The sequence below is a fragment of the Streptomyces sp. R33 genome, assembly GCF_041200175.1.
GTDB lineage: Bacteria > Actinomycetota > Actinomycetes > Streptomycetales > Streptomycetaceae > Streptomyces > Streptomyces katrae_B.
On sequence record NZ_CP165727.1, the window covers coordinates 1,247,937 to 1,260,682 of the forward strand.

Sequence of the window (12,746 nt, forward strand, 5' to 3'; positions counted from 1 at the left end):
CGGGAGTTCGGTACCGATCCGGCCAAAAGGTTGACCTCGAGTTTGGTTGAGGTCCTAGCGTTCCCACCATGGACATGGAAGTCACCGCCTGGACATCGCTGCACAGCGCGATGAACGCCCAGCAGGACCGGCGCCCGCTCTCCCGGGCGAGCCTGCGCCGGGTCGCCGCATTCGCCCGCCCGCACCGCCGCGGGCTCACCCTGTTCCTGCTGCTCAGCGTCGTGACCGCACTGCTCGCGGTGGCCACGCCGGTCCTCGCGAGCCGGGTGGTCACCGCCATCGTGGACGGCCGGGACAGCGGTGCGGTCACCCGGCTCGCCCTGCTCATCGCGGTCATCGCGGTCGCGGAGGCGGGGCTCGGGCTGCTCACCCGCAAGCTGTCGGCCACGCTCGGGGAGGGGCTGATCCTGGACCTGCGGACGGCTGTCTTCGACCACGTGCAGCGGATGCCGGTGGCCTTCTTCACCCGGACCCGGACCGGGGCGCTGGTCAGCCGGCTCAACAACGACGTGATCGGCGCGCAGCGGGCGTTCAGCAACACCCTGTCCGGGGTGGTCGCCAACACGGTGACCCTGCTGCTGACGCTGGCCGTGATGCTGAGCATCTCCTGGCAGATCACCCTGCTGGCGCTCGTCCTGCTGCCGGTGTTCGTGCTGCCGGCCCGCCGGATGGGGGCTCGGATGGCCGCCATGCAGCGGGAGGCGTCGGCGCTGAACGCGGCGATGGGCACGCAGATGACGGAGCGTTTCTCCGCGCCGGGCGCCACCCTCGTCAAACTCTTCGGGCGGCCCGCGGACGAGTCCGCGGAGTTCGCGGCGCGGGCGGCGCGCGTACGGGACATCGGGATCCGTACGGCGATGGCCCAGTCGGCGTTCATCACCGCGCTCACCCTGGTCTCGGCCCTCGCGCTCGCGCTCGTCTACGGGCTCGGCGGGTACTACGCCCTGCGCGGGACCCTGGACGCCGGGAACGTCGTCGCCCTCGCGCTGCTCCTCACCAGGCTGTACGCCCCGCTGACCTCGCTCGCCGGGGCCCGCGTCGAGGTGATGAGCGCCCTGGTGAGCTTCGAGCGGGTCTTCGAGATCCTCGACCTGAAGCCGCTGATCGCCCAGAAGCCGGACGCACGCCGGGTGCCGGACGGGCCGGTGGCCGTGGAGTTCGACCGGGTCTCCTTCGGCTACCCCTCCCCCGACAAGGTCTCGCTCGCCTCGCTGGAGGAGGTCGCGGTCCTCGACGCCCGGGGCGGCACGCAGGTCCTGCACGAGGTGTCGTTCCGCGCCGAGCCCGGGCAGATGATCGCCCTGGTCGGCTCGTCCGGCGCCGGCAAGTCCACCATCGCGCAGCTGCTGCCGCGGCTGTACGACGCCGACGCGGGCGCCGTCCGCCTGGGCGGGGTCGACGTACGGGACCTCACGGCCGACTCCATCCGGGAGACGCTCGGCATGGTCACCCAGGACGGTCACCTGTTCCACGAGTCGGTGCGGTCCAATCTGCTGCTGGCCCGGCCGGATGCGGGCGAGGAGGAGATCTGGGAGGCCCTGCGGCGCTCGCGGCTGGACGGGCTGGTCGCCTCGCTCCCGGACGGCCTGGACACGGTGGTCGGCGAGCGCGGCTACCGCCTGTCGGGCGGCGAGCGGCAGCGGCTGACCATCGCGCGGCTGCTGCTGGCACGGCAGCGGGTGGTGATCCTGGACGAGGCCACGGCGCACCTGGACTCCACCTCGGAGGCGGCGGTGCAGGAGGCGCTCGGCGAGGCCCTGGCGGGCCGGACCGCGGTGGTCATCGCGCACCGGCTGTCGACCGTACAGGCGGCCGACCTGATCCTGGTGGTCGAGGACGGCAGGATCGTGGAGCGCGGAACGCACCCGGAGTTGCTGGCCGCGGGCGGCCGGTACGAGGAGCTGTACCGGACCCAGTTCGCCGCGTCGGACACCGCACCGGGCGGCGCCGTACCGGCTGCGGGAGCATGATGCCGGGAGGCCCTCATGCGGCGGGCCCCTGCCGACCACCGACCGTGGAGCACGTGGAGCACCGATGGACATCAAGCTGGAGCTGGTCGCCGTCCCCGTCACCGACGTCGACCGGGCCAAGGCCTTCTACGAGCGGGTCGGCTTCCACGCCGATCACGACGTCACCGTGAGCGAGGACATCCGCTTCGTGCAGCTGACCCCGCCGGGGTCGGCCTGCTCGATCGCCCTGGGCAGGGGCCTCACCCGGATGGCCCCCGGCTCGCTGGACAACATGCAGGTCGTCGTCACCGACATCGAGGAGGCGTACGCGGACCTGCGCGGCCGGGGCATCGAGGTGACGGAGATCCAGGACATGCCGTGGGGCTCGTTCGTCTACTTCTCCGACCCCGACGGCAACGGCTGGGCGGTGCAGCAGACGACCCCGCGCAAAGCGGCGGCAGCCGAGGGCTAGGGGGTGTCTGGCGGCGAGTTGACCTTCAAGCGGGATGAAAGTCGACAATCGCCGTCATGGATGACACCCGCGACACCCCGCCCGACCTGATGACCATCAGCGCGTTCGCCCGCAGGGTCGGACTCGCACCCAGCGCCCTGCGCTTCTACGACGACTGCCGCGTGCTGCTGCCCGCCCACGTGGACCCCCTGACCGGCTACCGCCATTACACCGCCGCGCAGGAGCCCCGGGCCGCGCTGCTGCGCGATCTGCGCGCCGCCGGGCTGGCGCTGGCCGACGTGGTCGCCGTACTCGACGGGCCGGCCGAGGGGGCCCGGGAGGTGCTGGAGCGGCACCGGGCCGCGGTCCGGGAGCGCGGGCGGGCCGCCGACGAGGCGATCCGGGCAGTGCTGGGCGGGCTGCCCGGCGGACCGGGGGTCACCGAGTTCACGCTCGGCGGAGCCGAGTTGGCGAGCGCGGCCCGGCAGGTGGCGCCTGCCGCCGGGCGGGATCCCGGACATCCCGTCCTGGGTTGTGTGCTGCTGGAGTTCGAGGAGGACGAGGTCCGCTTCGTGGCCACCGATCGCTACCGGTTCGCCCTGCGCACGCTGCGCCCCTCGGCGCTGACCGGTCCGCCGGGCCGGTTCCTGATCGAGGCGGACGCCCTGGTCGCACTGGGGGCATGGGCGGCCCGGGCCGCCGAGGTGACGGTGACGGCAGGCCCCGAGGGGTCCGGGATCCCGTTCACGATCCGGCATCCCGGCGGCTCCCGCGATGTGGTCCCGGCCGACGGCGCGTTCCCCGCGTACCGGGAGATGCTGGCGGCCCTCGAGGGCCCCGCCCACCGCGTGGTCGTGGACCGGGCCGCGCTGATCGCCGCTCTCGACACGTGCGGGGCCGATGTCCCGGCCGTCGCCGTGGAACTGGGCCGCGACCGGCTGCTCGTGTCCCGGCCGGACACCGGCGTCTGCGCCGCCCGGCTGGCCGCCGTGCGCGAGGAGGCCGAGCCGGTGCGGATCGGCTTCGACCCGGCGGTGCTGGCACCGGCGCTGGAGGCCGCCGTCGGGCCGGACGTCCTGTTGGAGATCTCCTTTGCGCCCGCCCGCCCGGTCCTGGTCCGCTCTGCCGACCAGGGCAGCTTCACGACGCTGGTCATGCCCGTCGCCCTGCCCGCCCGCCCGGCCGGCGGAGGCCGGGCCCCGTGAGTCCGGAAACGGAGGTCGTCCGGCCGCATGCACGGCACGGGCCCCGGGCGCGGGGTGACCCGGCGGTGGCGCGCGGCGTCCAGACTGGACGGGCAACCGGACGTACTGGGAAGGGAAGTGTCGCCGTGGAGACTGTCGCGCTGCTGGGCACCGGGATCATGGGCTCGGGGATGGCCCGGAACCTGCTGCGGGCCGGGCTCGGGCTGCGGGTGTGGAACCGGACCCGGGAGAAGGCCGAGCCGCTGGCCGCCGAAGGCGCGGTCGTCGTGGACAGCCCCGCCGAGGCGGTCGCCGGGGCCGGTGTGGTGCTGACCATGCTGACGGACGGCGCGGCGGTGGCGCAGGCGATGGCCGCAGCCGCGCCGGGGCTGCGGGCCGGGCAGGTATGGGCGCAGATGAGCACGGTCGGCGTGGCCGCGCTCGAGGAACTGGCCGGCCTCGCCCGGGAGCACGGCCTGGTGTTCGTGGACGCCCCGGTGCAGGGGACCCGGCAGCCCGCCGAGGCCGGGACGCTGGTGGTCCTGGCCTCCGGGCCGGCGGATCCGCGGCTGGAGCCGGTGTTCGCCGCGGTGGGCGCCAAGACGCTCCGCGCCGGGGAGGAAGCCGGGGCGGCGACCCGCCTGAAGCTGACCACGGTCGGGTACGCGATCACCTTGACGGCGGCGGTCGGCGAGGCCCTCGCGCTGGCGGAGGGGCTGGAGGTGGATCCGGGCCTGTTCGCACAGGCGGTGACCGGCGGCCCGATGGACAACCCGTACCTCCAGGCGAAGATGAAGGCGGTCCTGGAACGGGACTTCGCCCCGAGCTTCACGGTGCACGGCGCCGAGAAGGACACCGGCCTGATCGCGGAGGCGGCGGACCGGGCGGGCGTGGCCGTCGACCTGGCCCGGGCCGCCGCGGCCCGCCTCCACCGCGCCGCGGCGGCCGGCCATGCCGAACAGGACATGGCCGCCGCCTACTTCGCCGGCTTCGAGCAGACGCCTTAGGCGTTCGCAGCGTGCAGGCGGCGCATGACCGCCATCAGTTCGTCGGGCGGGACCACGGAGAAGGACCGGGTCGCGTCGTCGATCTGCGTCAGGCTCGTCACGGCGCCCTGGCGCCACCAGTACAGCCGCGGTGAGAGGGGGCCCGGATTGTTGTCCTGGTAGGCGCCGAGCCCGAAGGCGGCCAGGTCGTTGACGGCGTCCACCACGTGGTGGTCCGCCAGCGGGTGGAAGACGAGGTGGTGCCGGCTGGGCACGGTGAACAGGGCGCCGTCGTCCGGCAGCGGGCTCCCCGTCACGGAGCGGACGAGCTCGTCGAGGACCAGCGCCTTGCTCGCGACGAACATGGACTCGCCCGAGACGATGTGCAGCAGCCCGCCGCTCTGCATGCGCGTCGTCTCGTACTCGACGGGCTCGGCGACGAGGTTGGCGCGGCCGGCGGTGCGCAGCGCCTCGAGGCCGATGCGGGCGACGTCCTGGTCGTCGAGGATCCGTACGGCGTCGGGAAGGTCGAGTGCGAGCGTCTCGAGCAGTCCGGGCGCGATGCGGCGGGCGTAGCTGAAGGAGGGCGCGGCCTGCGGCGGGATGGCGTCCTCGGGGACGAGCCGCAGGTACGCGCCGCGCAGCGTCCGGTCGGGGGCGTCCGCCGTCGACCGGGAGGCGTTGTCGAGGGCGGTGAAGTGCTGCTCCACGATGCGGGGCCAGTCCCGCGGGTCGGCGCGGCGCACGAACTCGGCGAGGTTGTGCAGGGCCCGGGTGCCCTGGGGTGCGTGGACGCAGTCGCCGGTGACGGTGACCTGCGCGCCCTGGTCGGCGTGGTGACGGTGCACCAGTTCCCGGAGGTGCTCGGCCTGGCGGGCCGTCAGGGCGGGCAGATGGGGATCGTACGAGGTGGCCGACTTGGACCGGAAGAACTTCATGGCCCGACTCTATTGAATGACTTGTTCCGTTCCGTCGGCCGGGAGGCCCGTCACGGGGAGGTGGGCGCCGGCGCGAGGACGTCGAGTTCCTCCAGGGCGCCCACCGCGATCTGCCGGGTCAGGGCCTCGGCGCGGGCCGCGTCGCCCTCCCGTACGGCCTCGGCGACCCGGACGTGCAGGGTGACGGCGGCCGGGTCGGGGTCGTGGAACATCACCGCGTGCTGCGTACGGCCGGTCAGGACCTCGGCGACGACATCGCCGAGCCGGGCGAACATCTCGTTGCCGGAGGCGTTCAGCACGATCCGGTGGAACGCGATGTCGTGGTGCAGGTAGCCGTCGAGCTGGTGGCCGCGCGAGGTGCGGACCATGCCGAGGGCGGCCTCCGTGAGCGCGGCGCACTGGTCGGGGGTGGCCCGGGCGGCGGCGAGGCCGGCCGCGACCGGCTCGATCGCGGAGCGCAGCACGGTCAGGGAGCGCAGCTGGCGGGGGCGGTCGGTGCCGGCGAGACGCCAGCGGATGACGCGCGGGTCGTAGACGTTCCACTCCTCGGCGGGGCGGACGGTGACGCCGACCCGGCGGCGGGACTCGACCAGCTGCATGGACTCCAGCACGCGGACGACCTCGCGGACCACGGTGCGCGAGGCGTCGAAGCGCTCGGCGATCTCGTCGGTGCGCAGCACGGTGCCGGGCGGGTGCTCCCCCGCGGTGATCGCCAGGCCGAGGGTGTCCAGCACGTGGGAGTGGAGTCCCTGGCCGTCAGTGGTCATGGAGTAAGCGTACGGTCACCCTTCGGTGAACAAAAGATGTGATGTTTACTGCCAGACTCTTGAATAAGTACTACTTAATGGGCTTCAGTGAGGGCGCACGAACCGATGTCGACGAAGACAGCGAGGTACGACGTGAGCGGCACCCAGCGCGTGATGGTGGTGATGGGCGTGGCCGGCACGGGCAAGACGACCGTGGGCAGGCTGCTCGCGGACGCGCTCGGTCTCCCGTATGTAGAGGGCGACGCGTTCCACCCGGCGGCCAACGTCGCCAAGATGTCCGCCGGGATCCCGCTGGACGACGCAGACCGGTGGCCCTGGCTGGACGCCATCGGCGAGTGGATCCGCGCCCGGCCCGCGGGACGGGGCGCGGTGGTGGCCTCGTCGGCGCTCAAGCGCGCCTACCGCGACCGGCTGCGCAGCGCCGCGCCCGACGCCGTGTTCGTGCACCTCACCGGAGAGCGCCCGCTGATCGAGCGGCGGATGGCGGCCCGCACGGGCCATTTCATGCCCGCCGCCCTGCTGGATTCGCAGTTCGCCACGCTGGAGCCGCTCCAGCAGGACGAACTCGGCGTCGTCGTCGACGTGTCCGGATCACCCGAGGAGATCACCGAACGGGCCCTGGCCGCGCTGTGCGCGCTGCCCGGCGTGTGCCCGCCCACCGCTCCCTCCCGAGAAAGCTAAGGAACCCTCACCGTGACAGGTCTCAGCGCCGAGATACTGGCAGCGGCCGCGCCCGCCCCGATCACCTCGGCCGGGAACGCCCAGCTGGGCTTGGCCGTCCTCGCGGGCATCGCCGTCATCGTCCTGCTCATCACCCGCCTCAAGCTGCACGCCTTCCTGGCGCTGACGATCGGCTCGCTCGCCCTCGGGGTGTTCGCGGGCGCTCCGCTGGACAAGACCATCGCCAGCTTCACCGCCGGGCTCGGCGCCACGGTCGCGGGGGTCGGCGTACTGATCGCGCTCGGCGCGATCCTGGGCAGGCTGCTCGCGGACTCGGGCGGCGCGGACGAGATCGTCGACACCATCCTCGCCAAGGCCAAGGGCCGGGCGATGCCGTGGGCCATGGTGCTGATCGCCTCGGTGATCGGGCTGCCGCTCTTCTTCGAGGTCGGCATCGTGCTCCTGATCCCGGTGGTGCTGCTGGTGGCCAAGCGCGGCAACTACTCGCTGATGCGGATCGGCATCCCGGCGCTGGCCGGCCTGTCCGTGATGCACGGGCTGATCCCGCCGCACCCCGGTCCGCTCGTCGCCATCGACGCGCTGCACGCGAACCTGGGCGTGACGCTCGCGCTCGGCGTGGTGGTGGCGATCCCGACGGTGATCATCGCCGGGCCGCTGTTCTCGAAGTACGCGGCCCGCTGGGTGGACATCCCGGCGCCCGAGCACATGATCCCGCAGCGGCCGTCGGCGGAGCTCGAGCACCGCCCGCGGTTCGGGGCGACGGTGTTCACCGTGCTGCTGCCGGTGGCGCTGATGCTGGTGAAGGCATTCGTCGACATCGTTGTCGACGATCCGGAGAACGGCCTGCAGCGGATCACGGACGTCGCGGGATCCCCGCTGATCGCGCTGCTCGCGGCGGTGCTGGTGGGCATGTTCACCCTCGGCCGGGCAGCCGGGTTCGGCAAGGCGCGCATCGCGACGACGGTGGAGAAGTCGCTGGCCCCGATCGCGGGCATCCTGCTCATCGTGGGCGCGGGCGGCGGCTTCAAGCAGACCCTGATCGACGCGGGCGTCGGCCGGATGATCCTGGAGCTGTCGAAGGACTGGTCCGTCCCGGCCCTGCTGCTGGCCTGGCTGATCGCCGTGGCCATCCGGCTGGCGACGGGCTCGGCGACGGTCGCCACGATCTCGGCGGCCGGGCTGGTGGCCCCGCTCGCCGCGGGCATGTCGACCACGGAGACGGCCCTGCTGGTGCTGGCGATCGGGTCGGGCTCGCTGTTCTTCAGCCACGTGAACGACGCCGGATTCTGGCTGGTCAAGGAGTACTTCGGAATGACCGTCGGCCAGACGATCAAGACCTGGTCGGTCATGGAGACCATCATCTCGGTGGTCGGCCTGGGCTTCGTCCTGCTGCTGTCACTCGTCCTGTAGCTGCGCGGCGGCCACGGCGAGGCCGTTCGCGGCGGTGGCGCAGCGATCGGCCAGGGCGGCGACCTCGGCGCGGAACGCGTCGGCCTGCGGGCCCTGCCAGTCCAGCGCCTCGGCTGCCGCGCGCAGCCGGAACGCGTGGCCGCGCAGGACGGCGGAGTGGCTGCGCAGGCCGTCGGCCGGATCCGGCGGCCCGGACCGCAGCCTCGTGGCGGGGCTCACCGGCTGCGCCAGGGCTGGACGAGGAGGATGCCGCCGGTGCCGATGAGGCCGATGGTGTGGACGCAGCCTTTGTGCGTGGCGGCCGGGGCGGCCGGGGTGGGACGTGGGACCTGATCGCGATCCCGGTCGCGGTCCCGGTCGAGGAACGCCCGTACGGCGGCGCCGAGTCCGAGCAGCGGTTCGGCGGGCACCGCGCGGCCGGTGGCCACCTGCCAGCCGGCGTGGTCGTTGAAGGGGTTCACGTCGGTCAGGGCGTTCCACGCGAGCAGGTCGGCGAAGGACGGGGAGAGCAGCGCGAACGCCCGCTCCGCTCCCCGGTCCCGCACGAGTCGGCGGAACACCCGGACGGCCGCCGCCTGCCGGTCCTCGTCCACGGCGCGCAGGATCGCCGCGCAGTCGGGGTCGTCCAGCAGATCGGGGCGGCCCGCGCTCGCCACCCGGATCCGGGCCTTGAGGCCGCAGACGGCGAGGCTGACGGCGAGGCTCTCGCGGCCGGTGAGGATCCCCGCGAACCAGCCGGCCCGCGCGACACCCCGGCCGCGCGGGGCCCAGCCCAGGCCCGCCGGATCGGTGAGGGTGCGCAGCAGGGTGCGCCAGCCGCGCCGGGAGCGGGCGCGGGCACGGGCCCTGCGGCGGCCCAGGGCTGCGGCCGGGAGTCGGGGGCCGAGGGCCAGTTCGGAGGCGTGCCGGGCGGCTTCGCCGACGGCGTCGGCGGCCTCGGCGAGCTCGCGGCACAGGGCGTCGAGCAGCTCGGCGTCCGGGTCGGTGGGCGCGGAGGTCGCGGCGTCGGACATGGAATCCTCGCGGGATGTCGGTGGGGAGGGTGGCGTCAGCGGCGGGTGAGGGTGAGCCGGATGCCGCGCGGGTCCAGCGCCACGGGCAGCGGTCCGGGCGGGTCGAGCACCGGACGGGTGCCCGTGATGCGGCGCCGGCGCAGGACCTCGGCGCACAGCGCGGTGGTGATCAGCAGGCCCAGCCGGTCGCCCGGGCAGCGGCCCGGGCCGTGCCCGAACGGAGCCATCCGGATGTCCTCGTCCGCGCCGGGGGTCTTCCAGCGGCCCGGGACGAAGACGTGCGGGGCGGGCACGTGTTCCGGGTCGCGCTGGTGGAAGTGGGCGGGCAGCAGGACGGAGGTGCCGGCCGGGTGGCGCACGCCCCTCCACTCGGTCTCGGCGCGGGTGACCCGGATCAGGTCGGGCACCGCGGGGTACAGGCGCAGGCACTCCCGTACGCAGGCGCGCAGCCGGGGCAGCTCCCCCGGGGCCGCCGATCCGGCGGCTTCCGCCGCAGCCGCGTCCTGTTCGGCGGGATGGGCGGCGAGCAGGAGCAGGGTGCGCAGCAGGGTCGCGGGGATGCAGTCCATGGCCCGCAGGGCCCGCTCCTCGCGGTCGGCGTACGCGCCGGCCCGGCCGAGCCGGGTGTGCCCGTCGGCCGCCCCGGCACGCTCCCGGCCTCGGCGGCGCAGGCGGCCGAGCAGGCCGGTGAGTTGCTCGTCCCCCGCGGCGGCGGCGTCGCCGAGCACGATGCGCCGGGCGGTGCGGGCCACGGTGTGCCGGACGCGGGCCAGGTCGAGGGTGGCGGCGGCGGTGAGGTGCCGGGCCTCCTCGGCGACGATGCTGCTGACGGCTCCGCACGGGCGGATCCCGCCGGCGCCGGGCGACGGCACCGCGGCTTCGGTGTCGGCCTCGGCGTCGGCCTCGGCTTCGTAGAACTGCCGCAGTTCCTGCCGGTCCAGCAGGACGAGCACGGCCCCTGACAGCCCGCGGACGAGGACGGGAGCCCCGCCGTGGCGGGCCCGCAGGGCGCGCAGCGCGTCGGCGGAGAAGACCGGGCGGGCACCGCCGGAGCCCCGGACGAAGAGCGGGAGGGCGCGGCCGGCGACGAACCGGACGGACCCGGCGCGCCCGGTCCGCGCCTGCTGTCCGCGCGAAACGGCCGACTGGGTCGTACCAGGACCGGTCACGGCTGCACCACCTCCCCGGGATCGGGCCGCCGGAGGCCGCGCGGGGCGGCCGTTCCGGGCGACGGGGTCCTCCGGCGGGCGCCGGCGCCGTACGCGCAGCACGTCGAGGGCGGCCTCGTGAAGCGTGCGCATCCGTGTACCTCCGCGCGCAGCCGGAAACCAACGGTCGGTGACATCGAGCTCACCGTACGTCGGCCTCGCGGCGACCGCGCCCCGAGCACCACGCGCGCGGGTCCGGCCCCACGAGCAGCGCGGCGACGCCGAACCCGGGCGGAGAGGGAGGTATGAGGTGCAGGCGTCGCGCCCAGCGCCCAGGCCGACCGGCGCCGCCGCACGGGCGTCACCGCCTCGTCGACCGGCGTCCCCCGCTCGACGAGCACCTCCCCTCCTCGCCCTCTGGCCTCGAGGTGCGCTCAGGGAGAGGGGGTCGGTGCGAAGGCGGCGTCGCGGAACGTCTGGCGGAGGGGGCCCGGGGGGTGGGTGGGGAGGAGGATCGCCCAGCGGTGGAGGCGGGGGGACACCCAGACCGCGGGGGCTTCACCGTACGACCAGGTGCCGTGCCGGGACGGGTGCCAGAGCAGGCCCCGGGAGGGGGTCAACTCGCCCGTCCGGATGCGGAGGGACTCGGTGATCCAGGCGCGGGAGACGGGGTGGTCCACCGAGGAGACGAGGTGGACCAGGAAACGGCCGAGGTCGGCCAGCGGGGCGCGCAGGGTGCCGTCGGCGAAGCGGGTGCCGGTCATGCCGAGGGGGTGCCAGATGCGGGTGGCGGCGAGCTCGGCGAGGGGACTGCCGGTGAGGTGCTCGGCGAGACGGGTGAGGGCGGCGTGGGCCACGGGGCCGGTGGAGTGGCTGAGCAGGTGGTGGGTGGTGACGCCGGGTTCGGCTTCGACCCCGTACGCAGCGAGGGGGGTGTGCAGCCGCAGCTCGTTCTCGGCGACGAGGCTGCCGATCACGGGCCACAGCGCGAGCACGGGAACCAGCCCGCCGACGTCGAGGGCCGAGCCGTCACCCGCCGTGCCGCCGTGAACCCCGCCCGGCCCCCCGAAGGCCCACACCGCATCGGGATCCGCGCCCTGCACCACGTCCCGGACCCGCTCCGCCACGCAGACCGCACCGACGGGGTCGGCCAGGTCCGCCCCGCAGACCGCGTCGGCCACCCGGCCCGCGCCGGCCGTGGCGGCCCCACGGCCCCCGCCGGCCCGCTCGGCACCGTCGGTTGGCATGACCGCGTCGGCCACATCGGCTCGCGCGGCTGTGTCGGCCGGCTCGGCCGCATCGGCATGGTCGCTCTGGAGCGTCATGGTTCCCCACGCTAGCCACCCGCCGACCGCCCTCGCGAGAGCGTCGCCATGAACTCGGCGCTGATTCGCCCCCGGGCCACCCGAATGCCAGCCACGTGCCGCCCGGCGGCCGACGCCGATGGCCGACGGCGGGCTGCCCTCGGCCCGGCCGTGCCCGCGGCCGGAAAAGCATGTGTTGTTCGGCGGGGGCCGCCCGCGCGCGCGGGCTGGACACCGTACGGCTGGACACCTTCGCCGTGCCCGACGGGCTGCGCGCACGGCATGTGCATGCCGGTCCGGCCTTCGCCGACGTCGTGGCGCCGCCGCTCGGGATCGGCCTGCTGGAGGCCCCGGCGGACTGGCTGGCGCGGCTGCCGCAGGAGTTCACCGGGCGGGAGGTCCGCCTGATCCCGATCCGCGAGGCCTACGCACTGCGCCGGCCCGTCTTCGTGAAGTCGCCGAACGACAAGTCGATCCCGGCCCTCGTCTACGCCGACGGCTCCCGCCTCCCCGGCCCCGACGCCGTGGACCCGGAGACCGAGGTGCTGGTCAGCGACGTCGTGCGCTTCACGGCCGAGTACCGGACGTACCTCCTCGACGGCGCCGTGCACACCGCGGGCCGCTACGCGGAGGACGGCAGCCTGAGCCTCGGCCCGGCGGCTCCTGAGGCGGTGGCCTTCGCCGAGCGGCTGCCCTTCGTCACCCTCCCGTCCGCGATCGTCGTCGACGTCGGCGTCGCGGACGGCCGCTGGTCGGTGATCGAGGCCAACGCCGCCTGGGCCAGCGGCATGTACACCTGCGATCCGCAGCGCGCCCTCGACGTCGTCCTGCGCGCCGCGGCCCCGCTGCACACCGTCGCGGAGCGCGACCGGCCGTTCCTGCGGTGACACGGGAGGGGCGGGGCGCCCCACGGCG

General features: G+C 74.5%; 13 protein-coding genes. 7 read left to right on the top strand and 6 right to left on the bottom strand.

Annotation, left to right across the window (positions count from 1 at the left end):
* Positions 1-68 precede the first annotated feature (68 nt).
* From AB5J51_RS06195 to AB5J51_RS06210, 4 genes are all read left to right on the top strand, one after another.
* Complete coding sequence (locus tag AB5J51_RS06195) at positions 69-1,970, top strand: ABC transporter ATP-binding protein (RefSeq protein WP_369777085.1); 1,902 nt, start codon at positions 69-71, stop codon at positions 1,968-1,970.
* A gap of 64 nt (positions 1,971-2,034) precedes the next feature.
* Complete coding sequence (locus AB5J51_RS06200) at positions 2,035-2,421, top strand: VOC family protein (RefSeq protein ID WP_369777086.1); 387 nt, start codon at positions 2,035-2,037, stop codon at positions 2,419-2,421.
* Positions 2,422-2,477: 56 nt separating this feature from the next.
* The gene (locus tag AB5J51_RS06205) at positions 2,478-3,605 is read left to right on the top strand and encodes a MerR family transcriptional regulator (RefSeq protein WP_369777087.1); all 1,128 of its coding nucleotides are present in this window, start codon (positions 2,478-2,480) and stop codon (positions 3,603-3,605) included.
* Positions 3,606-3,730: 125 nt separating this feature from the next.
* Positions 3,731-4,591: an NAD(P)-dependent oxidoreductase gene (locus AB5J51_RS06210; RefSeq protein ID WP_107093668.1), complete on the top strand. Its 861-nt coding sequence runs from the start codon at positions 3,731-3,733 to the stop codon at positions 4,589-4,591.
* Here AB5J51_RS06210 and AB5J51_RS06215 read toward each other — a convergent pair.
* Both AB5J51_RS06215 and AB5J51_RS06220 read right to left on the bottom strand, forming a co-directional pair.
* Complete coding sequence (locus tag AB5J51_RS06215; protein WP_369777088.1) at positions 4,588-5,508, bottom strand: hypothetical protein; 921 nt, start codon at positions 5,506-5,508, stop codon at positions 4,588-4,590. The two genes, AB5J51_RS06210 and AB5J51_RS06215, sit on opposite strands and share 4 nt — an antisense overlap.
* A 50-nt stretch (positions 5,509-5,558) precedes the next feature.
* Positions 5,559-6,275, bottom strand: a complete 717-nt coding sequence (locus AB5J51_RS06220; RefSeq protein WP_369777089.1) for a FadR/GntR family transcriptional regulator — start codon at positions 6,273-6,275, stop codon at positions 5,559-5,561.
* Positions 6,276-6,380: 105 nt separating this feature from the next.
* Between AB5J51_RS06220 and AB5J51_RS06225 the strand changes: the two genes are divergently transcribed.
* Both AB5J51_RS06225 and AB5J51_RS06230 read left to right on the top strand, forming a co-directional pair.
* A complete protein-coding gene (locus AB5J51_RS06225; RefSeq protein ID WP_369777090.1) occupies positions 6,381-6,956 on the top strand; it encodes a gluconokinase in 576 nt (191 codons plus the stop codon).
* A 12-nt stretch (positions 6,957-6,968) separates the two neighbouring features.
* Complete coding sequence (locus AB5J51_RS06230) at positions 6,969-8,366, top strand: gluconate:H+ symporter (RefSeq protein WP_053789932.1); 1,398 nt, start codon at positions 6,969-6,971, stop codon at positions 8,364-8,366.
* Here the strand turns inward: AB5J51_RS06230 and AB5J51_RS06235 are convergent.
* The 4 genes from AB5J51_RS06235 to AB5J51_RS06250 form a co-directional block, all read right to left on the bottom strand.
* Positions 8,352-8,585 (bottom strand): hypothetical protein, encoded by a 234-nt coding sequence (locus AB5J51_RS06235; RefSeq protein WP_053789931.1) that lies wholly within the window; start codon positions 8,583-8,585, stop codon positions 8,352-8,354. The two genes, AB5J51_RS06230 and AB5J51_RS06235, sit on opposite strands and share 15 nt — an antisense overlap.
* Entirely contained in the window at positions 8,582-9,379 is a 798-nt protein-coding gene (locus AB5J51_RS06240; protein WP_136223805.1) for a hypothetical protein, read from the bottom strand. The genes AB5J51_RS06235 and AB5J51_RS06240 overlap by 4 nt, the downstream gene beginning before the upstream one ends.
* A gap of 35 nt (positions 9,380-9,414) precedes the next feature.
* Positions 9,415-10,680 (bottom strand): cytochrome P450, encoded by a 1,266-nt coding sequence (locus tag AB5J51_RS06245; protein WP_136223804.1) that lies wholly within the window; start codon positions 10,678-10,680, stop codon positions 9,415-9,417.
* A 281-nt stretch (positions 10,681-10,961) separates the two neighbouring features.
* Positions 10,962-11,852, bottom strand: coding sequence for a hypothetical protein (locus AB5J51_RS06250; RefSeq protein ID WP_369777091.1), 891 nt, complete (start codon positions 11,850-11,852; stop codon positions 10,962-10,964).
* 170 nt (positions 11,853-12,022) lie between these two features.
* Between AB5J51_RS06250 and AB5J51_RS06255 the strand changes: the two genes are divergently transcribed.
* On the top strand, positions 12,023-12,718 hold the full coding sequence (locus AB5J51_RS06255) for an ATP-grasp domain-containing protein (RefSeq protein WP_369777092.1): 696 nt from the start codon (positions 12,023-12,025) through the stop codon (positions 12,716-12,718).
* Positions 12,719-12,746: the final 28 nt, after the last annotated feature.

Bases quoted from the DNA above. Each gene is read 5' to 3' on its own strand.
- AB5J51_RS06255 (WP_369777092.1), top strand. From the start codon at position 12,023: ATGTGTTGTTCGGCGGGGGCCGCCCGCGCGCGCGGGCTGGACACCGTA.
- AB5J51_RS06225 (WP_369777090.1), top strand. From the start codon at position 6,381: ATGTCGACGAAGACAGCGAGGTACGACGTGAGCGGCACCCAGCGCGTG.
- AB5J51_RS06200 (WP_369777086.1), top strand. From the start codon at position 2,035: ATGGACATCAAGCTGGAGCTGGTCGCCGTCCCCGTCACCGACGTCGAC.
- AB5J51_RS06220 (WP_369777089.1), bottom strand. From the start codon at position 6,275: ATGACCACTGACGGCCAGGGACTCCACTCCCACGTGCTGGACACCCTC.
- AB5J51_RS06205 (WP_369777087.1), top strand. From the start codon at position 2,478: ATGGATGACACCCGCGACACCCCGCCCGACCTGATGACCATCAGCGCG.
- AB5J51_RS06215 (WP_369777088.1), bottom strand. From the start codon at position 5,508: ATGAAGTTCTTCCGGTCCAAGTCGGCCACCTCGTACGATCCCCATCTG.
- AB5J51_RS06240 (WP_136223805.1), bottom strand. From the start codon at position 9,379: ATGTCCGACGCCGCGACCTCCGCGCCCACCGACCCGGACGCCGAGCTG.
- AB5J51_RS06250 (WP_369777091.1), bottom strand. From the start codon at position 11,852: ATGACGCTCCAGAGCGACCATGCCGATGCGGCCGAGCCGGCCGACACA.
- AB5J51_RS06245 (WP_136223804.1), bottom strand. From the start codon at position 10,680: ATGCGCACGCTTCACGAGGCCGCCCTCGACGTGCTGCGCGTACGGCGC.
- AB5J51_RS06195 (WP_369777085.1), top strand. From the start codon at position 69: ATGGACATGGAAGTCACCGCCTGGACATCGCTGCACAGCGCGATGAAC.